This window comes from Kitasatospora sp. NPDC001683 (assembly GCF_053596495.1).
Genome location: NZ_JBSFGK010000089.1, coordinates 13,144 through 34,146, shown reverse-complemented (window position 1 = coordinate 34,146; position 21,003 = coordinate 13,144). Strand labels below are relative to the sequence as shown.

Here is a 21,003-nt window from a genome sequence, read left to right as displayed (position 1 = left end):
CCCTCGACCCGGCCGGGCCGCCCGAGGGGGAACACTCACCGGAAATCGTGGCCATCAGGCCAAGTGAGCGATCAACACAAATGGCCGGGCCGCCTGCCCTTTCCAGCACCTGCAAAAGGCGGCGGCCCCGGCCACCATTGTCCGATCTTTCCCAAACGGATCGCACTCCGTGTAGCCGCTGTGCTACGTTGCGCATCGTCAACAGAACATGGAAGACCCCGGCGGTGCTGGAACACCCCGGGGTCCGGCACAGGAGCTACCACTCCCAATGCAGATTCATCGTAGCGCCCACGCGCGCTGTTTCACCGCACTTCCGAACGGCCTCCTCCAGGACCGTCGCCTCAGCTACACCGCCCGAGGGCTCCTCGCCGACCTCCTCTCCCGCCCCGACGGGTGGCGCGAGGACGGGCGGCACATGGCCGACAGCAGCCCGCAGGGGCGCGGCGCGATCCGTCGGGCGCTCAACGAGCTCAAGGAAGCCGGGTACTACCGGGTCGAGACGGTCCGGATGCCCGACGGCCGGCTCCGCACCGACGCGCACGTGTACGACACTCCGCAGCGCCCGGCGCCGCCGAGTGACCGGTTCTCGGACGCCGGTGAGCCCGAGACCGGTCCCCCTGACAGCCTTGTAGTAAAGGACCCGGGAGAAGTACCCACCCTCCCAGTCCAGTTGACGCGAGCGGACGAGCAGACCCGCAGGGCGGTGGCCGTGCTCTTCCACGCGATCCGGCCCGAACCTCGGCTGCGCATCGGCGAGGCCGAGGCGCAGCAGCTGGTACCGCTCGTGGCTCAGTGGCTGGAACGCGGCAGCACTGCGGCCGAGTTGGCCCACGCCCTGCTTCCCAGCCTGCCCTCACCGCTGCACTCCCCGGTGGCGATCCTGCGCGACCGGCTCCGACGCAAGATGCCACCCGTGCAGGCGGCGCCGCCACCGTCGTACGCCGAGTGCACCAGGTGCCACGATCCGGTGCCCCTGCCCGGCATCTGCCGCCCGTGCGCGGGCCTCGGCACCAGAACCGTCGCGGTCGGCACGGGTGCCGCCGCCACGCCCAGCGGCGTTGCCCGTGCCCGCGCGGCCCTGCGCGGGCACGGGCTACCCGCCCCGGCAACCGGCTGCTGAGGCGATCAGCCCTTCGGACGGTCGCCCTTGTGGTCGACCACGGCGCGCTGCTGGACGGCGCTGAAGTCGAGGACGTCGCCCTGCTTGGCGTGGTCGCTGTCCTTGAGCGCCACCTCGCGGGCGCCGAGGTACTCGTAACTGGTCCGGTCGAAGATCCACTCCAGCCGGACGCCGCCGTCCTCGCGCGCCACCGCGACACCGTGCCGGCCGAGCGGGTCCACCGCGTCGTCCACCAGCGTGACGCCCGGGATCAGCGCAGCCGCCCGGTAGAGCGCGGCGCTGGTCTCCGGTGCGATCAGCTGCTCGGCGATCACGTTGCCGATGGTCCGGAACGCCGCCTGGTCGGGCGAGGAGCCCTTCTTGAAGCCCTCGGCGTAGACCTTCTTCAGCAGCTCCTGCGGATCGGTGGGCAGCGTGGTCAGGTAGCGGTAGGTGGGCCGGGAGAGGCTCGCCGGGCCCGGCGCGAGGGTGAGGCCGATCCGGCCCTGGGGGTCTTGGGGCACACCGAACGCGACCGGGTCCTCGATCAGCCCGTCGGTGCTGCCGTCCACCGAGAGCCAGATCTCCCGGGCGTGCAGCGGCGCCGGCACCCGCTGACCGGTCTTGAGGTCGGTCGTGAACCCGCTCCACTGGCTCTTCACGTAGATGTACTGGTCGTCCCGGACGGTCACCGCCGGGCGGCTGGCCGAGACCTGGGCGATCCGGTCCAGCAGCTGGGCAGCGTCGGCCGGGGTCTGTGGCTCGGTGGACCGGGCCACGGACGGTGCCACGGACGGCCCGGCCTGCACCGGCCCGCCGGTGGCGGCGGCGTTGTTCAGTACGACGGCCAGCGCCAGGCCGCCCGCCAGCGCGGGCAGCGCCAGCCAGCCGAGCCTGCCCCGCCGGGCGCGGGCGGGCTTCTGCTGCTGGATCTCGCTCATCAGGTGTCCCCTCAACAACCGGTGGCGGTCGGCGGGGAGTTCGGGCCGCGCCGGCGGCGGCAGCAGCCGGGCCAGTTCGGCGCGCTCGTCCTCGTTCATCGGTTCGTCTCCCGTGTCGACCGGGCCGCGTCGACGCGGCCGTCCCGTACCTGTCCGCCCTCCGGACGGAGTTCCCGTTCGTTGCGGAGTTCCTCCTCGGCCAGCGCGCGCAGCTTGGTGCGGGCGCGCGAGAGCCGTGAACGCACCGTGCCGACCGGCACCCCGAGTGCCTCGGCGGCGCTCGCGTAGTCCAGTCCCGCCCACACGCAGAGCCCGAACACCTCGCGCTCGGCCTTCCGCAGCCTGGCCAGCGCCCGGCGCGCGGCGGCGAGCTGGACGCTGTCGTCCAGCCGCCCGACCAGTTCGTCGGCGAAGTCCGGCACCACGTCCCGGGCGGGCAGCCGGGCCATCGCCGCCCGGTGCCGCCGGGCCGCCCGTGTCGTGTTGCGCAGCACGTTGGCGGCTATGCCGAACAGCCAGGGCCGCACCGCCCCGCCGTCCTCCCGCAGCCTGCCGCGCAGCCGCCACGCCTCCAGGAAGGTCAGCTGGACGACGTCCTCCGCGACCGCCCAGTCCCCCGACACGCGCACCGCGTAGCGGTAGACGTCACCCGCCGCTTCGTCGAACAACTCCCCTAGCGCCCACTGGTCCCCATTCCGCAATCGGCTCCGCTGTGACAGTTCCACGCCCCCACCTGTCCGCTCATCGCACCGGGTTCCCACCGGATACCGGAAAACAGCGGGCCCCGACGAACCGGGCGGGTTCGTCGGGGCCCTGGCGGACCGTCAACCGGTCAGACGCACTTGATGTCGCGGTTCACCACGGCCATCCCGACGACCTTCGAGCCGTCCACGGTGAACTCGTAGTCCCAGCCCTGCTGGCCCTCGACCGGCAGCAGGAACCTGCCGTTCTTGGCCTCCAGCAGGCCCTTGCCGCCGTACACCCGCTGCAGGTCGTCGACGGTGGAACCGGCGCCGATGCCCTCGGCGGTCTTCGCCTCGGCCGGGGCGACCAGCTCACGCAGGCCGGAGGCGGCGAAGGAGACCCGGCCGGTGGCCAGGAACGCCTTGTCCCTGGCCTCGCGGGCCACCCACATGTCCGCGATGGACTGGGTCGCGTCGGCGAACAGCTTGGCGTCGGCGGCCGACTGCTTCGCCGAGCCCGCCGCCTGCGCGGCGGCAGCGGCGGCGTCCTTGGCGGAGGCGCCGGGCGGCAGGGTCCCCGCCGGGGCGGGGGCCTTGCCCTGGGCCGCGTCCGCCTTGGCGTTCAGGTCCTTGTAGCGGGCCTCGGTGGCCGCCTCCGCGTCCATCCGGGTCTTGTCGGGCGCCGGGCCGCCCTTGTAGACGAAGTCCGTGCAGCCGTCGAGCAGCGACACCGGCGCCGCCTCCAGCGCGCCGGTGGCCAGTCCGGCGTCCTTCGCCATCAGCGGCTTCAGACCGCGGTAGCCGGCCGCCGAGAAGGCCTCCGGCCCCTTGGACGTGGTCACCGCCGAGGGCGCGCCGGCGGCCGCCGTGGAGCCGGCCTTCGCGTCCTTCTTGTCGTCGTTGCCGCAGGCCGCCGCTCCGGCCACCAGTAGCACCACCGAGACGCCCACGCCCACCGCGCGGACCGGTCCCCGGTTCTTCCCCATGCCGTGATCCCCCCTGAGTCGTTCGGGGATCACCGTACCGAAGGTGCGCCCACGACCCACAACCGGTTTCCCGGAGCCGGGAACGCGGGAGGGGCCCGCGTCCCCGTGGAACCACGGAGGACGCGGGCCCCTCCCGAAGGGCCGTCCGTCAGCGCATCGAACCGGTGCGCAGCAGGGTGCGGATGACGCGCATCGCGACCGAGAGGCTGGACAGCTCGTAGTTGTCCGAACCCCTTATGTCGTCGAGGGTGGCCTTGGCGCGGTTCAGCAGGGTGGCGTTGAGGTCCGCCCAGGCGTTGTAGCGCTCCTCGGGGGTGGCGCCGTCGGGGCCGCAGGCCAGGACGTCGGCGGTCAGTGCCGCGTGCGCCGCGAAGAGGTCCTCGCGGATCGCGGCCCGGGCCATCGACGACCAGCGGTCGGTGCGGGGCAGGTCGATGATGCGGTCGAGCAGGTGCGAGATCTGCAGGCGGTCGCCAAGGTCGTAGTACAGCTCGGCGACGTCGGCGACGTCCTTGCCGGAGCGGTCCGCGACCTCCGTGATGTCCAGGGTCGGGAAGACCGAGGACAGGCCGGCGATCCGGGTGGCCAGCTCGTCCGGCACGCCGGCCGCGGTGAGCTCGCCCTGGATCGACTCGAACCAGGTCAGGTCCTCGCCGCGCAGCGGCTTGGGCAGCGAGCCCCAGACCTGGTTGACCCGGTCGTGGAAGAACTCGATGGTGCCGGCGATGTCGAGCGGCTGGCGGCGGTTGTTGAGCATCCACCGGGTGGCGCGCTCGACCAGGCGCCGCGAGTGCAGCCGCATCTTGGTCTGGGTCCGGGCGGGGACCTGGTTGTCCAGGCCCTCGATCCGGGCCCAGATCTCCTCCAGGCCGAAGACGGCCCGCGCGGCGGTGTGGGTCCGGGCGATCTCCTCGTAGGTCGCGCCGGTCTCCTCCTTCAGGCGGAAGGCGAAGGTGCAGCCACCGCGGTTGATCGTGTCGTTGACGATCAGCGTGGTGATGATCTCGCGGCGCAGCGCGTGGTTGTCGATCGCGTCGGCGAACTTCGCCCGCAGCGCGCTCGGGAAGTACTCGTGCAGCGCGGTGCGGAAGTACGGGTCGTCCGGCAGGTCGGTGGTCAGCAGCTCCTCGGCCAGGATGATCTTCGTGTAGGCGAGCAGCACGGACATCTCGGGCTGGGAGAGCCCGCGGCCGTTCTGCTGGCGCTCGCGGATCTGGCGCTCGGCGGGCAGGAACTCCAGTGCCCGGTCGAGCTGGCCGGCCGACTCGAAGCGGTTGATCATCCGGGCGTGGACGTTGACCATGCTGTGGGCCTGGGCGACGGCGTTGGCCAGCACCACGTTCTGCGCGTAGTTGTTGCGCAGCACCAGGTGGCCGACCTCGTCGGTCATCTCGGCGAGCAGGGCGTTGCGCTGCTTGACCGTCATGTCGCCGTCGGCGACGACCTGGTTGAGCAGGATCTTGATGTTGACCTCGTGGTCCGAGGTGTCCACGCCCGCCGAGTTGTCGATGGCGTCGGTGTTGATCCAGCCGCCGGTGCCCTCGGGGCCGCCGGTGGCGGCGTACTCGATGCGGCCGAGCTGGGTGCAGCCGAGGTTGCCGCCCTCGCCGATGACCCGGGCGCGGACCTGCTCGCCGTTGACCCGGATGGCGTCGTTGGCCTTGTCGCCGACCTCGGCGTTGGTCTCGCCGGAGGCCTTGACGTAGGTGCCGATGCCGCCGTTCCAGAACAGGTCGACCGGCGCCTGGAGGATCGCCTTCATCAGCTCGGCCGGGGTCAGGCGGGATTCCTGGATGCCCAGGGCGGCCCGGACCTGCGCGCTGACCTGGATCGACTTGGCGCTGCGCGGGAAGACCCCGCCGCCGGCCGAGATCAGCGACTTGTCGTAGTCGTCCCAGGAGCTGCGCGGCAGCTCGAACAGGCGGCGGCGCTCGGCGTACGAGACGGCCGCGTCCGGGTTCGGGTCGAGGAAGATGTGGCGGTGGTCGAAGGCGGCGACCAGCCGGATGTGCTCGCTGAGCAGCATGCCGTTGCCGAAGACGTCGCCGGACATGTCGCCGATGCCGATGGCGGTGAAGTCCTCGGACTGGGTGTCGATGCCGAGCTCGCGGAAGTTGCGCTTGACCGACTCCCAGGCGCCGCGGGCGGTGATGCCCATGCCCTTGTGGTCGTAGCCGGCCGAGCCGCCGGAGGCGAAGGCGTCGCCCAGCCAGAAGCCGTACGACTCCGCGACGCCGTTGGCGATGTCGGAGAAGGTCGCGGTGCCCTTGTCGGCGGCGACGACCAGGTAGGTGTCGTCCTCGTCGTGGCGGACCACGTCGGCCGGGTGGACGACCTCGCCGGCCACCAGGTTGTCGGTGATGTCGAGCAGCGCCGAGATGAACGTCTTGTACGAGGAGATGCCCTCGGCCAGCCAGGCGTCGCGGTCCACCGACGGGTCCGGCAGCTGCTTGGCGACGAAGCCGCCCTTGGCGCCGACCGGGACGATGACGGTGTTCTTCACCATCTGGGCCTTGACCAGGCCGAGGATCTCGGTGCGGAAGTCCTCGCGCCGGTCGGACCAGCGCAGACCGCCGCGGGCGACCTTGCCGAAGCGCAGGTGCACGCCCTCGACCTGCGGCGAGTAGACCCAGATCTCGAACGCCGGGCGCGGGGCCGGCAGGTCCGGGATGGCCTTCGGGTCGAACTTCATCGACACGTAGGAGTGCCACTCGCCGGAGCCGTCGTGCTGGAAGAAGTTGGTCCGCAGGGTGGCCCTGATGAGGTTCAGGAAGGAGCGCAGGATGCGGTCCTCGTCCAGCGAGACGACCTCGTCGAGCGCGCCGGCCAGCTCCTCCAGGATGCCCTCGGTCAGCTCGGCGGCGCCCAGCTGGTGGCTCGGGCTCAGTCGGGCCTGGAACAGGTTGACCAGCAGGCGGGTGGTGTGGGTGTTGTTGCGGAGCGCGTCCTCCATGTAGTCCTGGGAGAACGTGGAGCCCGCCTGGCGCAGGTACTTGGCGTAGGCGCGGAGCACCATCGCCTGGCGCCAGTTCAGCCCGGCGGTGAGGACCAGCTCGTTGAAGCCGTCGTTCTCGGCCTTGCCGGTCCAGGTCGCGGCGAAGGTGTCCTGGAAGCGCTCGCGGGCCTCTTCGGTGAGCTCGGTGGCTTCGCGCAGCTTCAGGCCGAAGTCGTACACCCACGCGGTGGTGCCGTCGGAGCGGCGCAGCGCGTACGGGTGCTCGTCCAGCACCTCGACGCCCAGGCGCTGCAGCACCGGCAGGACCTCGGTGAGCGAGATCGGGCCGCCGACCCGGTAGATCTTGAAGCGGCGCTCGTCGTCGCCCGCGCCGACCGGCTGGTACAGGTTCAGGCGGAAGTCGCCCTCGCCGTGCAGCGACTCGATCTGCTTGAGGTCGGCGACGGCGGTGCGCGGCGGGAAGTCGGCGCGGTAGCCGTCGGGGAAGGCGTTGGCGTACTTGTGGCCGAGCTCGGCGGCCTTCTCCTCGCCCAGTTCGAGGTGCAGCTGGTCGTGGAAGCCGTCCATCCAGAACCGGGCGGCCTCGGCCAGGCGGTTCTCGATCCGCTCGATGTCGGAGTCGCTGAGCTGGGGCAGCTCGGTGCCCGGGGCGACCCGGACCACGAAGTGCAGGCGGGTCAGCACCGACTCGGTGGCGTACACCGTGTAGTCGATGGTGGCGCCGTTCAGCTCCTCCTTGAGGATGTCGGTGAGCAGCAGCCGGATGCGCGTGGTGTAGCGGTCGCGCGGCAGGTAGATGAAGGCGGAGAAGTAGCGCCCGTACTCGTCCTGGCGCAGGAAGAGGCGCAGCTTACGGCGCTCCTGCAGGTAGAGCACGCTGGTGGCGATGGAGAGCAGCTCGGCGGCCGGGGTCTGGAAGATCTCGTCCCGCGGGAAGGTCTCCATGATCTGCAGCAGGTCGCGGCCGTCGTGGCTCTCGCTGGAGAAGCCGGACTCCTCCAGCACCGCCTGGACCTTGCGGCGCACGACCGGGATGCGGGTGACCGACTCGGTGTAGGCGGCGGAGGAGAACAGGCCGAGGAAGCGGCGCTCGCCGATCGGCTCGCCGGCGGCGTTGAACTTCTTGACGCCGACGTAGTCCAGGTAGGCCGGGCGGTGCACGGTGGCGCGGCTGTTGGCCTTGGTCAGGACGAGCAGCTTCTTCTCGTGGGCCTTGGCGCGGACCGGCGCGGAGAGGCGGCCGAAGGCCTCGGAGACCGCGTGGTGGCGGTCGTCGTGGCTGTGCGGGTCGGAGCGCAGGATGCCGAGGCCGGTCCCGGCGACGGCCTTGAGGACCTCCTCGCCCTCGTGCTCGACCAGGTCGTACTCGCGGTAGCCGAGGAAGGTGAAGTGGTCGTCGGCGAGCCAGCGCATCAGCTCCCAGGCCTCGCCGACCTCCTGCTCGGCCAGGCCGGCCGGGGGCTCCTCGGCGAGTTCGTCGGCCAGGCGCAGCGCGCTGTCGCGCATCTTGGCCCAGTCCTCGACGACCTCGCGGACGTCGCCGAGCACGCGGCGCAGGTTGGTCTCGATGGTGCGCAGGTCGTCGCGGTCGGTCTCGCGGTCGATCTCGATGTGCATCCACGACTCGACGGTCGCGTCGGCGGGCCACTCGGTGCCGGCGGCCTGGCTGCGGGAGCAGGCGTCGACGTCCAGGATCTCCAGCAGCTTGCCGGTGATGTCACGGCGGACGACCAGCTGGGGGTGGACGACGAGGTGGATCGCGCGGTCCTGGCGGGACAGCTCGTTGGTGACGGAGTCGACCAGGAAGGGCATGTCGTCGGTGACGACCTCGACCACGGTGTGGCCGCAGGACCAGCCGTTCTCCTCGACCGAGGGGGTGTGGACCCGCACCTCGGCGGTGCCCTGGGGGCGCTTGAGACCCAGGCGGTAGTGGGAGGCGGCCGCGCCGTACACGTCGACCGGGTCGAGGTCGACCAGGTCCTCGGGCGCGGTGTGGAGGTAGTAGTGGTGCAGGTACGCGGTCAGAGCGCCGTTGCTCAGACCCTCCCCCGGCGCCGCTCCCCCCACCTGGCTGTTCTCAGCGGCTGCGGCTGCCTTCTTGAGCAGTTCGGCCTTGGCTGCGTCCAGCTTGGTCTGCATGACTTCTTGGCTCCTGTCGCGCGCCGTTGCGTGACTCGGTGGTGTGTGGATGTACACCGACGGGTCGCTCGCAATCCTGCCGCACCGTCCGACTGAAAGGGGCTCATGGCACGCATGAAACGCCCTCCCAGCGGGTAGGACGACTCGTTCGTCCTGCAAGCCACCCGACGACGCCAGCCAGCCTAACCGGATCAATCGAAGGTGCACAGGGACAGGGAGGCGCAAACCCGCAGGATGTCGGGTCCGTCCTGGACACCATGTCCAAACCGGAGCGCCGTGTTCGCTTTCAGCCCATATGTGGGTACCCGTGGTGGGTCGGCGGGACGAAGGTCTCCTTGATCGCCCGGGCCGAGGTCCAGCGCAGCAGGTTCTGGGCGGCGCCCGCCTTGTCGTTGGTCCCGGAGGCCCGGGACCCGCCGAAGGGCTGCTGGCCGACCACGGCGCCGGTGGGTTTGTCGTTGATGTAGAAGTTTCCGGCGGTGAAGCGCAGTTCCTCCACGGCCTGGGCGATGGCGTGACGGTCCTGTGCAATCACCGAGCCGGTCAGGCCGTACGGGGCCCCCGAGTCGACCCGGCGGAGCGCGTCGTCCCAGCGGGAGTCCTCGTAGACGTGGATCGCGAGGATCGGGCCGAAGTACTCGGTGCGGAAGATCTCGCCCCGGTGGTCGGAGGAGACCAGCACGGTCGGCCGGACGAACCAGCCGATCGCGTCGTCGTACTGGCCGCCGGCCACCAGCTCGACGGTCGGATCGGCCTTGGCCCGCTCGATGGCGCCCCGGTTCTTCTCGAACGCGCGCTTGTCGATCAGGGCGCCCATGAAGTTGGACAGGTCGGTGACGTCGCCCACCGTCAGGGCGTCCACCTCGGCCAGGAAGTCGTCCTTGATCCTCAGCCAGAGGCTGCGCGGCAGGTAGGCGCGGGAGAGCGCCGAGCACTTCTGGCCCTGGTACTCGAAGGCGCCGCGGATCATCGCGGTCCTCAGGATCTCCGGGTCGGCCGAGCGGTGGGCCAGCAGGAAGTCCTTGCCGCCGGTCTCGCCGACGATCCTCGGGTAGCTGCGGTAGCCGCCGATGTTGGCGCCGATCGTCTGCCAGAGCGACTGGAAGGTGGCGGTGGAGCCGGTGAAGTGCAGCCCGGCGAACGCCGGGTCGGCGAGCGCCACCGGGGAGACCTGCAGGCCGTCGCCGGTGACCAGGTTGATCACCCCGGGCGGCAGGCCGGCCGCCTCCAGCAGCCGCATCAGGTGGTACGCGGCCAGGGTCTGGGTCGGCGCGGGCTTCCAGACCACGGTGTTGCCCAGTAGCGCGGGGGCGGTCGGCAGGTTCCCGGCGATCGCGGTGAAGTTGAACGGGGTGATCGCGTAGACGAAACCTTCCAGCGGGCGGTGGTCGACCCGGTTCCACACCCCCGGGGAGGAGAACGGCTGGTCCGCCAGGATCTGCCGGGCGAAGTGGACGTTGAACCGCCAGAAGTCGATCAGCTCGCAGGCCGAGTCGATCTCGGCCTGCTGCGCGGTCTTGGACTGGCCGAGCATCGTCGCCGCGTTGAGCGTCTCCCGCCAGGGCCCGGCCAGCAGCTCGGCGGCGCGCAGGAAGACCGCCGCCCGGTCGTCGAAGGAGAGCGAGCGCCACTGCGGCCCGGCCGCCAGCGCCGCGTCCACCGCCGCCCGGGCGTCCTCCCGGGTGGCGTTGCCGAACACGCCCAGCTTGGCGGCGTGGTGGTGCGGCTGGACGACGTCGATCCGCTCACCGCCGCCGAAGCGCTGCTCGCCGCCGATGGTCATCGGCAGCGGGATCTGCTCGGCCGCCAGCTCGTCCAGCCGCCGCACCAGCCGGTCCCGCTCCGGGCTGCCGGGCGCGTACGTCCGCACCGGCTCGTTGACCGGGGTGGGCACCTCGGTGACTGCGTCGATGGGCATGGCGGCTCCGTCCTGGCTCTACCGGTGTCAGTCCAGCCTGACCAGGCCCGGGCGGATCCGCCCGCCCAGACACGCCAACGGCGGACGTGGCGCCCGCCACGTCCGCCGTCGCGAACACTCAGCCCGTGATGCTGCCCGCCAGCTCGACCGCCTCGGCCAGGGTGTCCACCACCGGGACGCCGACCGGCTCCAGCTTCTCCCGGGTGTGCGAGCCGCCGGTGTACAGCACCGCGTGGGCGCCCGCGTGCAGCGCCGCCAGGGCGTCGTCCGCGGCGTCGCCGATCAGCACCGTGCGGGCCGGGTCGACCTGCTCACCGAGCGCGGCCAGGTGCCTCGTCAGCAGCTCCGCCTTCTGGCCGCCGGAGGGGCCGCTGCGGCCGTCCACCCGCAGGAAGCTGCCGGTCAGGCCGAAGGAGTCGACCAGCGGCACCAGCTTGTCGTGCACGTACATCGACAGCAGGGACTGGCTGTGCCCGGCCGCCTGCCAGCCCGCCAGCAGCTCGGGCACGCCCTCGGTCAGGCCGCAGGCGAGGCTGAGCTCGCGGTAGCGGTCCTGGAAGGCGTCGTCCAGTCGCAGCCACTCCTCCTGGGAGGGCATCCGGCCGAGCAGGCGCTCGTAGAAGCGGGGGATCGGGATCTCGTACTGCTCGCGGTACTGCTGCATGGTCATCGGCCCGACGCCGATGGTCGCGAACGCGGCGTTGCTCGCGCCGAGGACCGCGTCCATGTCGTGGAAGAGGGTGCCGTTCCAGTCCCAAACGATGTGAGTGCGCACGGGGCGAAACGGTAACCCGGACGGCCGACACGCCGGTAGGACGGGGCTCACTCAGGCCAGCAGGGACGGGATCTCCTGGGTCGCGTACCAGAGCAGGTCGTGGTCCTCGGCGCCGTCCACGGTGAACTGGGCGTCCTGGTCGCCCGCGTCGGCCGCGGCCACCGCCGCCACCGCCGCCGCGACGTCCTCGACCACCTCGTCGTCGGCCACGTCCGCGTGCACCGAGGCGGCCTTCGCCAGCTTCACCGGGCCGGCGAGCACCACCCGGCCGAGCGAGGCCTGGTCCTGGTACTCGTCGCCGGGGAAGGGCTTCACGGCCGAGTCGGCCACGTCCAGCGCCACCACCACGCGCCGGCGCGGGGCGTCCGGGTCGGCCGCCAGCAGCCGCAGCGAGGACTGCGCGGCCCGGTTCAGCGCCGCGTACTCCAGCTCCTCCAGGTCGTCGCTGACGTACCACTCGCGCAGCGCGGGCGTCACGGCGTACGCCGCGGACTGCTCCAGGGCGCCGCCCTCGTGCGCCGCCGCCAGGCCGGTCAGGGTGGTGGGCACGTACACGCGCATCGGTGGCACTCTCCGGTTCGTCCAGCGGGGGTTCCAGCGGGGGGTTCGTCCAGCGGCACAGCATCCAGCGCCCCAAGAATAAGCTCCGCCGGACCGCCCGTGATCACCTCGGGCCCGGTCCGCGCTCGGCGGCCAGCGCCTCCCGGCTGGACCGCAGGCCGCTCTCCAGCACCTCACCGCGGCGGGCCGGGTCCATCAGGTTCGGGCCCATCACCGCCAGGTCGGCCAGGGTCGGCGCGAGCAGCCGCACCCGCACGCCCTCGGCCCGCAGCAGCGTGGCCTCCCGCAGCAGCTGCCGGGTCACCGCCCGGCGGTAGCGGCTGACCAGCTGGGCCAGCACGCCGCGCGGGCGGTCCCGGGCCCGCCACTCGCGCAGCGCGGCCCGGGTGCCGCGGCCGCCGGAGCGCTCGGCCCGCGGGCCCAGCCGCAGCGCCATCGGGGCCAGCACGTACACCTCGTCCAGGCCGCGGCCGAGCAGCAGGTCGGCGTTGGTGGCGGACCAGCAGCCGCCGTCCACGTACGCCGAGCCGTTCACCCGCACCGGCGCGAACCAGCCGGGGATGGCGCAGGAGGCCATCACGGCGTCGGCCACCGCGACGTCGGGGGCCTGCGGGTCGCCGAAGACCACCCGGTGGCCGCTGCGGTAGTCCACCGCGGCCACCCGCAGCGGCGCGGCGGCCGCGCTCGGCGCCACCCCCGCCGCAGCGGGGGCCGAGCCGTCCGGCGCCGGCCAGCCGCCCGGGCCGAACAGCCCGCGCACCAGCTCGCCGACCGGCGCCAGCGAGCCGCGGCCGTGCGGCGCCATCGCCGAGACCATGGTCAGCAGCGGGTACTCGCGCGGATGCCGGACGGCGTCCCGCAGCAGGTCGGGCGAGCCGATCCCGGCGCGCGGGCGGGGCGGCAGCGCGCCGCCCGCCGCCGTGTCGTAGTCGAAGGCCACCCCGGCCAGCGGGCCCTCGGTGATCGGCAGGCCGCGCTGGTGGTCGCGCAGTTGTTCGGGGTGCACGCCCCCGGCCAGCAGCGCGGACAGGATCGCGCCCGCCGAGGTGCCGAGCAGCACGTCCGCCTCGCCCGGCCGGTGGCCGGTGGCCTCCTCGACGGCGCACAGCGCGCCGACCGTCCAGGCCGCGCCGAGCATTCCGCCCCCGCCCAGCACCAGGCCGCGCCGGGGCGCGCCGCCGGCGCTCGAGCCCTGCGCCGCCGCCGTCCGTGAGGTCATCCCGGCTGTCGTCATCCTGGCCGCCCGTCGTCGTTGGGAGCGGGTCAGGCTATCGATGGTGCGCGGGGACGGACGGGCGGCGCAACGGGAGCCCGGCCCCGAACCACCCGGTCCGCCGTATCCGGGCGTCCCCTTTCGGGCCGTACGGCCCGTCCCCGCACGTCAATCCGGCGCCGCCGGGATGCGGGCCGGGCCCGTCGCCGCACTGGGCGCCTCACCCGGATAGGTGAACTTCGCGCCGGACTCCGGGCCGCTCGAAAACGCGTTGCCGCCACGCCCGGGCCGCCGCCAGCCTGGGCCCGTCCGTACCCGCACCACCCTTACCGGGAGCCATCCGTGACCGCGCAGCTCAGCAACCAGCTCACCGCCCGTCCGCACCGTCGCGACCGCGCCTCCGGCGGCTGCGACCCGGCCGGGCGCCGTCCGCGCCACCCGCGCGCCGCCTGCACCGCGGCCGCCGGAGCCGGGGCCGCCGCGGCCACCGGCGCGGCCCGTCACGACGCCGGGGCGCTCGCCACCCGCTTCGCCCACCAGCTGGTCGAGGTGCTCACCGGCGCCCGGCCCGCCGGCCAGCTGATGCGGCACACCAGCCTGGACGGCTACGGGCAGCTCGCCTCGCTGGTCCGGGCCGGTGCGCTGCGCCGCGGCGGCCCCGCCGGCCGGCCCCGGCTCGGCCCGGTGCACGACCGGTCACCCTCGCCCGACGCCGTCGAGGCCTGCGTCCGGGTCGACCTCGGCCGGCGGCACCACATGGTGGCCTTCCGGCTGGAGCAGCGCGGCCCGGCCGGCCAGTGGCAGTGCACCGCCGTGGAGGCCCGATGACGACCACGGCGCACCGGACGGCGCAGGGCGCCGCCCCGGTCCGGGAGCGGCGCCCTGTGCGGCGTGCTGCGAGGGGCTCAGCCCTTGCGGCGGCGGCCCTTGGCGGCCTTGGCGGCCTTGCGCCGCTCGGCCCGGGTCATCCCGTCGCCGTCGTCCTCCGGCACGGCGTCCTCGAAGTCACCTTCGACCACACCGCCGCCGACCTCCTCCGAAGGGGCCGTGTAGTGCAGCCGCTGCGGCTTCGGGGCCTCCAGGCCCTTGGCCTTGATCTCCGGGCGGGCGGCGTCCTTCTCCAGCTTCTCGAGCAGCACCTCGGCGTCCGCCACCGGCACCTCCTCGACCTGCTGCTCGACCTGGACCTCCAGGTTGAACAGGTAGGCGACGGACTCCTCCTTGATGCCCTCCATCATCGCGGTGAACATGTCGAAGCCCTCGCGCTGGTACTCGACCAGCGGGTCGCGCTGCGCCATGGCCCGCAGGCCGATGCCCTCCTGGAGGTAGTCCATCTCGTAGAGGTGCTCGCGCCAGCGCCGGTCCAGCACCGACAGCACGACGCGGCGCTCCAGCTCGCGCAGGATCTCCTCGCCGAGCTGGTCCTCGCGGACGCCGTACTGGGCCTGGATGTCCTCCTGGACGACCTTGATCAGGAAGTCCGGGGTCAGGCCGGACGGACCGCCGACCTCCTCCTCCAGCTCCGCCAGGTCCAGGGTGATCGGGTAGAGCTGCTTGAACGCGGTCCAGAGCTTGTCGAGGTCCCAGTCGTCCTCGAAGCCCTCGCCGGTGGCCGCCCGGACGTAGGCCTCGACGGTGTCGTCCATGAAGTGGCCGACCTGCTCCTGCAGGTCCTCGCCCTCCAGCACGCGGCGGCGCTCGCCGTAGATGACCTCGCGCTGCCGGTTGAGCACCTCGTCGTACTTCAGGACGTTCTTGCGGATCTCGAAGTTCTGCTGCTCGACCTGGGTCTGCGCGGAGGCGATCGCGCGGGTGACCATCTTGGACTCGATCGGCACGTCCTCGGGCACGTTGGCCATCGAGAGCACGCGCTCGACCATGCCGGCCTTGAACAGGCGCATCAGGTCGTCGCCCAGCGACAGGTAGAAGCGGGACTCGCCCGGGTCGCCCTGACGGCCGGAGCGGCCGCGCAGCTGGTTGTCGATCCGGCGGGACTCGTGCCGCTCGGTGCCGAGGACGTAGAGGCCGCCGGCCTCCTTGACCTCGTCCTGCTCGGCCTTGACCGAGGCCTTGGCCTTCTCCAGCGCGGCCGGGAACGCGGCCTCGTACTCCTCCGGGGTGTCGGTGGGAGTCAGCCCGCGCTGCGCCAGCTCGGCGGCGGCCAGGTGGTCGGCGTTGCCGCCGAGCATGATGTCGGTGCCGCGGCCTGCCATGTTGGTGGCGACGGTGACGGCGCCCTTGCGGCCGGCCTGCGCGACGATCTGGGCCTCGCGCTCGTGGTGCTTGGCGTTCAGCACCTCGTGCGGGATGCCGCGCTTGCGCAGCTCCTGCGACAGGTACTCGGACTTCTCGACCGACACGGTGCCGACCAGCACCGGCTGGCCCTTCTCGTGCTTCTCGGCGATGTCCTCGACCACGGCGGCGAACTTGGCCGGCTCCGACTTGTAGATCAGGTCGGGCTGGTCGATGCGCAGCGGCGGCTTGTTGGTCGGGATCGGCACCACGCCGAGCTTGTAGATCTGGTGGAACTCGGCGGCCTCGGTGGTACCGGTACCGGTCATGCCCGCCAGCTTGTCGTACAGGCGGAAGAAGTTCTGCAGGGTGATGGTGGCCAGGGTCTGGTTCTCGTTCTGGACCTCCACCCCCTCCTTGGCCTCGATCGCCTGGTGCATGCCCTCGTTGTAGCGGCGGCCGGCCAGGATGCGGCCGGTGTGCTCGTCGACGATCATGACTTCGCCGTTCATGACGACGTAGTCCTTGTCCTTCTTGTACAGCTCCTTGGCCTTGATGGCGTTGTTCAGGAAGCCGACGAGCGGGGTGTTCACCGACTCGTAGAGGTTGTCGATGCCGAGGTAGTCCTCGACCCGGGTGACACCCTCCTCCAGGACGCCGACGGTGCGCTTCTTCTCGTCGACCTCGTAGTCGCGGTCGATCTTCAGGCGCAGCACCAGCTTGGCGAAGTCGGCGTACCACTTGGTCGCCTGGTCCGCCGGGCCGGAGATGATCAGCGGGGTGCGGGCCTCGTCGATGAGGATCGAGTCGACCTCGTCGACGACCGCGAAGTTGTGGCCGCGCTGGACGAGTTCGTCCTTCGACCAGGCCATGTTGTCGCGCAGGTAGTCGAAGCCGAACTCGTTGTTCGTGCCGTACGTGATGTCCATCGCGTACTGGAGCTTGCGCTCGGCGGGCGTCATGTTGGCCAGGATCACGCCGACTTCGAGGCCGAGGAAGCGGTGCACCCGGCCCATCCACTCCGAGTCGCGCTCGGCGAGGTAGTCGTTGACGGTGATCAGGTGGACGCCCTTGCCGGTCAGCGCGTTCAGGTACGCGGGCAGGGTGCCGACCAGGGTCTTGCCCTCACCGGTGCGCATCTCGGCGACGTAGCCGAAGTGCAGGGCCGCGCCACCCATGAGCTGGACGTCGTAGTGCCGCTGGCCGAGCACGCGCTTGGCGGCCTCGCGGACGGTGGCGAACGCCTCGGGGAGGATGTCGTCCAGGGTCTCGCCGTCGGCGAGCCGCTGCTTGTACTCGTCGGTCAGCGCGCGCAGCTCGGCGTCGGTGAGGTTGACGAAGTCCTCTTCGATGGAGTTGACCTGGGCAGCAATCCGCTGCAGCTTGCGAAGGATCTTGCCTTCGCCGGCGCGCAGGATCTTGTCGAAGACGGACACTTGAGCGGGCTCCTTGCCTGTATTGGCACTGGACGACTGCACGGCGGGTCCACCCCACCGCACGGGCCATCGTATGCGAGGAGTCCAATGCGCCGGGAGGTGCGTCAGCACGGTATTCCCGTGTCACCCGCGCGTGCACATGGATCGATAGCACCGTCCACCGGGACAAAACGGTCGACGAGCCCGGGAGTTGGCCTCTCATGCGGATGGCCGCCTTCCTCCTCGGGGGAAATAATCCGCCCATGGAAGAAGCGCGGAGCGAACTCGTCACCCTCACCACCGACCGCCTCGTCCTGCGGGCCCCGCGGGAGTCGGACGTCGACGCGATCTTCGCGGCCTGCCAGGACGAGGAGATCCAGCGCTGGACGGTCGTCCCCGTCCCCTACCGCCGCGAGGACGCCGAGTTCTTCGTCCGCACCCTGGCGCCCGAGGGGCGGGCCGCCGGCGCCGAGTTCATCTGGTGCGTGGTCGAACGCGGCACCGGACGCCTGGTCGGCGCCCAGGCGGTCACCCGCCAGGCCGGCGACCCGGCCGCCGGCTCGGTCGGCTGGTGGACGGCGAAGGAGCAGCGCGGCCGCGGCTACACCGTCGAGGCGGCCCGCGCGGTCGCCCGCTGGGCGCTCACCGACCTCGGCCTGCGCCGCCTCCAGTGGCTCGCCTACGTCGGCAACGAGGGCTCGCGCGCGGTCGCCGAGCGGGTCGGCTACCGCCACGAGGGCACCCTGCGGTCCTACGCCGACCAGCGCGGCGTCTTCCGGGACGCCTGGATCGCCTCGCTGCTCCCCGCCGACCTGGACTGAGCGCCCGGTCCGCACCCCGGCCACCCCGCCCGCGGCCCGCTGTCAGTCCCCCCGATTACGCTCGCCGGCATGACCGCCGCCGCTGCCGACCACACCCCCGTCGCCGTCCTGGGCGCCGACGACGCCCGCCGGATCGCCCTGCGCGCCCAGGGGCTGCTGGGCGCGCCCGACCGCCGGGCCGGGGTGCGCGGGGTGCTGCGGCACCTGGGCGCCGTCCAGTTGGACACCATCTCGGTACTGGCCCGCTCGCACGAGCTGGTGCCGTACGCGCGGCTCGGCGCGGTCGGCCGCCCGGCGGTCGAGGCGGCGTACTGGGGCGCGGGCGGCAGCTTCGAGTACTGGTCGCACGCGGCCTGCGTCCTACCGGTCGAGGAGTGGCCGCTGTTCGCCTTCCGGCGCCGGCACTACCGCGACCGCGGCCACCTCTGGGGCCACCAGGTCGCGCCCGCGACGTACCGGGCGGTGCTCGACAAGCTGCGTGCCGAGGGGCCGTTGACCTCCACCGAGCTGGGCGGGGCCAAGCGGACCGCCGAGTGGTGGGACTGGTCCGACACCAAGATCGCGGTCGAACGGGCGCTGGCCTTCGGAGACGTGGTCTGCACCGAGCGCCGGAGCTGGAAGCGGGTCTACGCGCTGGCCGAACAGGCGGTCCCCGAGGCCCTGTTCGGCCAGGACCGCTCCGACGAGGAGTGCGTGCGCACCCTGGTGGCCCAAGCCGGCGCCGCGCTCGGCGTGGCCACCCGGGCCGACCTGCTGGACTACCACCGGCTGCGCGCCGAGCAGTTGGACCCGGTGCTCGCGGACAGCGGCCTGGTCCCGGTGCAGGTGGCCGGCTGGGGCCCGGACGGCACCCGGGCGGCGGCCTGGGCCGATCCGGCCGCGCTCGCCACCGCCCCGCGCGGGCGCCACCGCACCACGCTGCTCTCGCCGTTCGACTCACTGGTCTGGGACCGCGCCCGCACCGAACGGATCTTCGGCATGACGCACCGACTGGAGGCCTACACGCCCAAGCACAAGCGGGTGCACGGCTACTTCGCGATGCCACTGCTGGCCGGCGGCCGGCTGGTCGGCCGGGTCGACCCGGCCCGGGAGGGCCGCACCCTGGTCGCCCGGCAGGTCTCGCTGACCGGCGACCGCGGCGGTGCCCGGCACCTCGAGGCGCTGGCCGCCGCACTGCGCGAGGCGGCCGCCTGGGTCGACTGCCAGGACGTGCGGGTCGAGGCGCTGCACGACGAACGGCTGCGCCCGGCCCTGGAGAAGCTGCTCACGGAATAGGGCTCGTCAGACAAGCCCTGGGCCGGCGGCGCGCACCGCTCATCCTATTTCGAGGATCTTCTCCCGCATCGCGTACACCACGGCCTCCATCCTGGAATGCAGTTGGAGCTTCTCCAGGATGTTGCGGACGTGGTTCTTCACGGTGTTCTCGCTGATGAACAGCTCCTTGGCGATCTCCCGGTTGTTCATTCCGGTCGCCACCAGTTTCAGCACCTCCAGCTCCCGGTCGGTGAGCCGGGGCGCGGGCACCAGGTCCCGGTCGTCGGAGCGCCGCTGGATCATCGACTTGAACTCGGTGAGCAGCTTGGAGGCCATCGACGGGCTGATCTGCGACTGCCCGTCGGCGACCGCGCGGATCGCGGTGGCGACCTCGTCGGTGGAGATCTCCTTGAGCAGGTAGCCGGTGGCCCCCGCCTTGATCGCCTCGTAGAGGTCGGCCTCCTCGTCGCTTATCGTCAACATGATGATCTTGGTGCTGGGTGCCACGTCCTTGATCGCGGTGCAGGCCTCGATCCCGCTGCGGCGCGGCATCCGGACGTCCATCAGGATGATGTCGGGCAGCAGGTCGGCGGCCTTCAGCACGGCCTCGGCGCCGTCCCCGGCCTCGCCGACCACCTTGATGTCCGGCTCCTCGGCGAGCACGATCTCCAGCCCCCGGCGGAACAGGGCGTGGTCGTCCACCACCAGGACGCGGATCGGCTCACCCCGGTGCGGCGCGTACGCGGGTCCCTCCTCCGGCCCCGGTGGCAGTCCGGTGACCGGTCCCGCTGCGGGCCCCAGCCCGAAGTGATCCCCCATCCGCTCCTCCCCCTTCGCGGGTCAACGTGCGCCCAATCATTCCACGCCTCGCCGTCGCCGCGGTCACCCTCCGATGCTGATTCCCCCGCATCGGGTGACCCCGGAACGCAACGGATCCGAGCACCGTTCGAACCCGTCCCACCGGTCGCGTCCGAAACGGGCGGAACGCCCCGAAACGCCGGTGACCCCGGCGGAAGCCGCCGGGGTCACCGCTCCGTCATTGCCGTCGGGAGGACGGTCAGTCCTCGTCGTCGGACCGGCCGATCGCACCGCCCGCGCCACTGGCCACGCCGGCCGTCATGTCCGGCTGCACGTGGATGACGCCGTAGTGGTAGCCGTGCCGGCGGTAGACGACGCTCGGCAGGCCGCTGTCCTTCTCCACGAAGAGGTAGAAGTCGTGGCCGACCAGCTCCATCTCGTAGAGCGCCTGGTCCAGCGCCATGGGGGCGGCCGAGTGCGTCTTCTCCCGGACCACCAGCGGGCCTTCGCCCTCCACTTCCAGGGATCCCATCATGGTCTTGCGGACGGCCCCGTTGGTCTCGCCCTCGTGCGCCGTCGTGGTCGGCAGCGCGGCCAGGGCCGCGGTCGCCTCGGCGACGCTGATCGGCGAGCGGTTCGTACCGCCCTTGTGCACCCGGCGCCGGTCCGCGGACTTGCGCAGCTGCGCGTCGAGCTTCGCCGAGGCCAGGTCGAGCGCCGCGTACGGGTCGGCGGCGGCGGCTTCGGCCCGGATCACCGGGCCCCGGGTACGAAGAGTGATCTCCACGCGGTCCGACCGGTCGGCCTGCCGCGGGTTGTGCTCCTTGGACACCTCGACGTCGAGGCTGATCACCTTGCCGTCGAACTTCTGGACCTTCTCCAGCTTCTCGGCCACGTGCTCGCGGAACCTCTTGGGCACCTCGGTCTTGCGGCCCTTGACGACGATGTCCACGCAGAACTCCGATCCCTCGTGCTGACGCCGATCCGGGTGCTACCGGACCGGACTGAGCTCCAGCTGGACCAGCCCATCCACTGCCGGCCCCCGCCCCCGCCGCCAGCGGCGGGAACGACTGGCCCTCATTCCACTTCCTCCCCATCAGGGACGGTTGAAACCCCCTGGAGCCTTATCGAACACCTCACAGGGAGTTTTCGCCTCCCCAGGCGCGATGGGGGGTATGACCCGATACTGCGGGCAGGCGGTCAAACTGTTGC

General features: G+C 71.9%; 15 protein-coding genes. 4 read left to right on the top strand and 11 right to left on the bottom strand.

Annotated features, from left to right (window positions below; translation table 11 throughout):
- Positions 1 to 268: 268 nt before the first annotated feature.
- The gene (locus ACWCYO_RS32815; protein ID WP_449786253.1) at positions 269 to 1,120 is read left to right on the top strand and encodes a hypothetical protein; all 852 of its coding nucleotides are present in this window, start codon (positions 269 to 271) and stop codon (positions 1,118 to 1,120) included.
- A 5-nt stretch (positions 1,121 to 1,125) separates the two neighbouring features.
- On the opposite strand, the gene ACWCYO_RS32810 is transcribed toward ACWCYO_RS32815, so the two are convergent.
- From ACWCYO_RS32810 to ACWCYO_RS32775, 8 genes are all read right to left on the bottom strand, one after another.
- Entirely contained in the window at positions 1,126 to 2,139 is a 1,014-nt protein-coding gene (locus tag ACWCYO_RS32810) for a CU044_5270 family protein (RefSeq protein ID WP_449786252.1), read from the bottom strand.
- Positions 2,136 to 2,708 (bottom strand): RNA polymerase sigma factor, encoded by a 573-nt coding sequence (locus tag ACWCYO_RS32805; protein ID WP_449786251.1) that lies wholly within the window; start codon positions 2,706 to 2,708, stop codon positions 2,136 to 2,138. Before ACWCYO_RS32805 ends, ACWCYO_RS32810 begins: the two co-directional genes overlap by 4 nt.
- Before the next feature lie 164 nt (positions 2,709 to 2,872).
- On the bottom strand, positions 2,873 to 3,709 hold the full coding sequence (locus ACWCYO_RS32800) for a hypothetical protein (protein WP_449786250.1): 837 nt from the start codon (positions 3,707 to 3,709) through the stop codon (positions 2,873 to 2,875).
- Positions 3,710 to 3,857: 148 nt separating this feature from the next.
- Complete coding sequence (locus ACWCYO_RS32795; RefSeq protein ID WP_270146664.1) at positions 3,858 to 8,804, bottom strand: NAD-glutamate dehydrogenase; 4,947 nt, start codon at positions 8,802 to 8,804, stop codon at positions 3,858 to 3,860.
- 286 nt (positions 8,805 to 9,090) lie between these two features.
- Positions 9,091 to 10,716 carry an L-glutamate gamma-semialdehyde dehydrogenase gene (pruA, locus tag ACWCYO_RS32790; RefSeq protein ID WP_270151217.1) on the bottom strand — a complete coding sequence of 542 codons (1,626 nt, stop codon included), beginning with the start codon at positions 10,714 to 10,716 and terminating at the stop codon, positions 9,091 to 9,093.
- A 124-nt stretch (positions 10,717 to 10,840) separates the two neighbouring features.
- Positions 10,841 to 11,497, bottom strand: coding sequence for an HAD family hydrolase (locus tag ACWCYO_RS32785; RefSeq protein ID WP_270146663.1), 657 nt, complete (start codon positions 11,495 to 11,497; stop codon positions 10,841 to 10,843).
- Between the two features lie 51 nt (positions 11,498 to 11,548).
- The gene (locus tag ACWCYO_RS32780) at positions 11,549 to 12,058 is read right to left on the bottom strand and encodes a DUF6912 family protein (RefSeq protein WP_270146662.1); all 510 of its coding nucleotides are present in this window, start codon (positions 12,056 to 12,058) and stop codon (positions 11,549 to 11,551) included.
- A 103-nt stretch (positions 12,059 to 12,161) separates the two neighbouring features.
- Positions 12,162 to 13,277 (bottom strand): patatin-like phospholipase family protein, encoded by a 1,116-nt coding sequence (locus ACWCYO_RS32775; protein ID WP_449786249.1) that lies wholly within the window; start codon positions 13,275 to 13,277, stop codon positions 12,162 to 12,164.
- Positions 13,278 to 13,613: 336 nt separating this feature from the next.
- Here ACWCYO_RS32775 and ACWCYO_RS32770 point away from each other — a divergent pair, with 336 nt between their 5' ends.
- Positions 13,614 to 14,099 (top strand): Rv3235 family protein, encoded by a 486-nt coding sequence (locus ACWCYO_RS32770; RefSeq protein ID WP_449786248.1) that lies wholly within the window; start codon positions 13,614 to 13,616, stop codon positions 14,097 to 14,099.
- Between the two features lie 77 nt (positions 14,100 to 14,176).
- Here ACWCYO_RS32770 and secA read toward each other — a convergent pair whose 3' ends face one another.
- Entirely contained in the window at positions 14,177 to 16,939 is a 2,763-nt protein-coding gene (gene secA, locus ACWCYO_RS32765; RefSeq protein ID WP_270146659.1) for a preprotein translocase subunit SecA, read from the bottom strand.
- Between the two features lie 242 nt (positions 16,940 to 17,181).
- Between secA and ACWCYO_RS32760 the strand changes: the two genes are divergently transcribed.
- Positions 17,182 to 17,739: a GNAT family N-acetyltransferase gene (locus ACWCYO_RS32760; protein ID WP_270146658.1), complete on the top strand. Its 558-nt coding sequence runs from the start codon at positions 17,182 to 17,184 to the stop codon at positions 17,737 to 17,739.
- A gap of 69 nt (positions 17,740 to 17,808) precedes the next feature.
- Positions 17,809 to 19,014, top strand: a complete 1,206-nt coding sequence (locus tag ACWCYO_RS32755) for a winged helix-turn-helix domain-containing protein (RefSeq protein WP_449786247.1) — start codon at positions 17,809 to 17,811, stop codon at positions 19,012 to 19,014.
- 39 nt (positions 19,015 to 19,053) lie between these two features.
- On the opposite strand, the gene ACWCYO_RS32750 is transcribed toward ACWCYO_RS32755, so the two are convergent.
- Both ACWCYO_RS32750 and hpf read right to left on the bottom strand, forming a co-directional pair.
- Complete coding sequence (locus ACWCYO_RS32750; RefSeq protein ID WP_333493492.1) at positions 19,054 to 19,812, bottom strand: response regulator transcription factor; 759 nt, start codon at positions 19,810 to 19,812, stop codon at positions 19,054 to 19,056.
- A gap of 238 nt (positions 19,813 to 20,050) precedes the next feature.
- The gene (gene hpf / locus ACWCYO_RS32745) at positions 20,051 to 20,743 is read right to left on the bottom strand and encodes a ribosome hibernation-promoting factor, HPF/YfiA family (RefSeq protein ID WP_270146656.1); all 693 of its coding nucleotides are present in this window, start codon (positions 20,741 to 20,743) and stop codon (positions 20,051 to 20,053) included.
- Between the last annotated feature and the right edge of the window lie 260 nt (positions 20,744 to 21,003).

Excerpts from the sequence above, each read along its gene's own strand:
- ACWCYO_RS32815 (WP_449786253.1), top strand. The coding sequence starts at position 269 with ATGCAGATTCATCGTAGCGCCCACGCGCGCTGTTTCACCGCACTTCCG.
- ACWCYO_RS32780 (WP_270146662.1), bottom strand. The coding sequence starts at position 12,058 with ATGCGCGTGTACGTGCCCACCACCCTGACCGGCCTGGCGGCGGCGCAC.
- ACWCYO_RS32775 (WP_449786249.1), bottom strand. The coding sequence starts at position 13,277 with ATGACCTCACGGACGGCGGCGGCGCAGGGCTCGAGCGCCGGCGGCGCG.
- ACWCYO_RS32755 (WP_449786247.1), top strand. The coding sequence starts at position 17,809 with ATGACCGCCGCCGCTGCCGACCACACCCCCGTCGCCGTCCTGGGCGCC.
- ACWCYO_RS32810 (WP_449786252.1), bottom strand. The coding sequence starts at position 2,139 with ATGAACGAGGACGAGCGCGCCGAACTGGCCCGGCTGCTGCCGCCGCCG.
- ACWCYO_RS32760 (WP_270146658.1), top strand. The coding sequence starts at position 17,182 with ATGGAAGAAGCGCGGAGCGAACTCGTCACCCTCACCACCGACCGCCTC.
- ACWCYO_RS32800 (WP_449786250.1), bottom strand. The coding sequence starts at position 3,709 with ATGGGGAAGAACCGGGGACCGGTCCGCGCGGTGGGCGTGGGCGTCTCG.
- ACWCYO_RS32795 (WP_270146664.1), bottom strand. The coding sequence starts at position 8,804 with ATGCAGACCAAGCTGGACGCAGCCAAGGCCGAACTGCTCAAGAAGGCA.
- ACWCYO_RS32750 (WP_333493492.1), bottom strand. The coding sequence starts at position 19,812 with ATGGGGGATCACTTCGGGCTGGGGCCCGCAGCGGGACCGGTCACCGGA.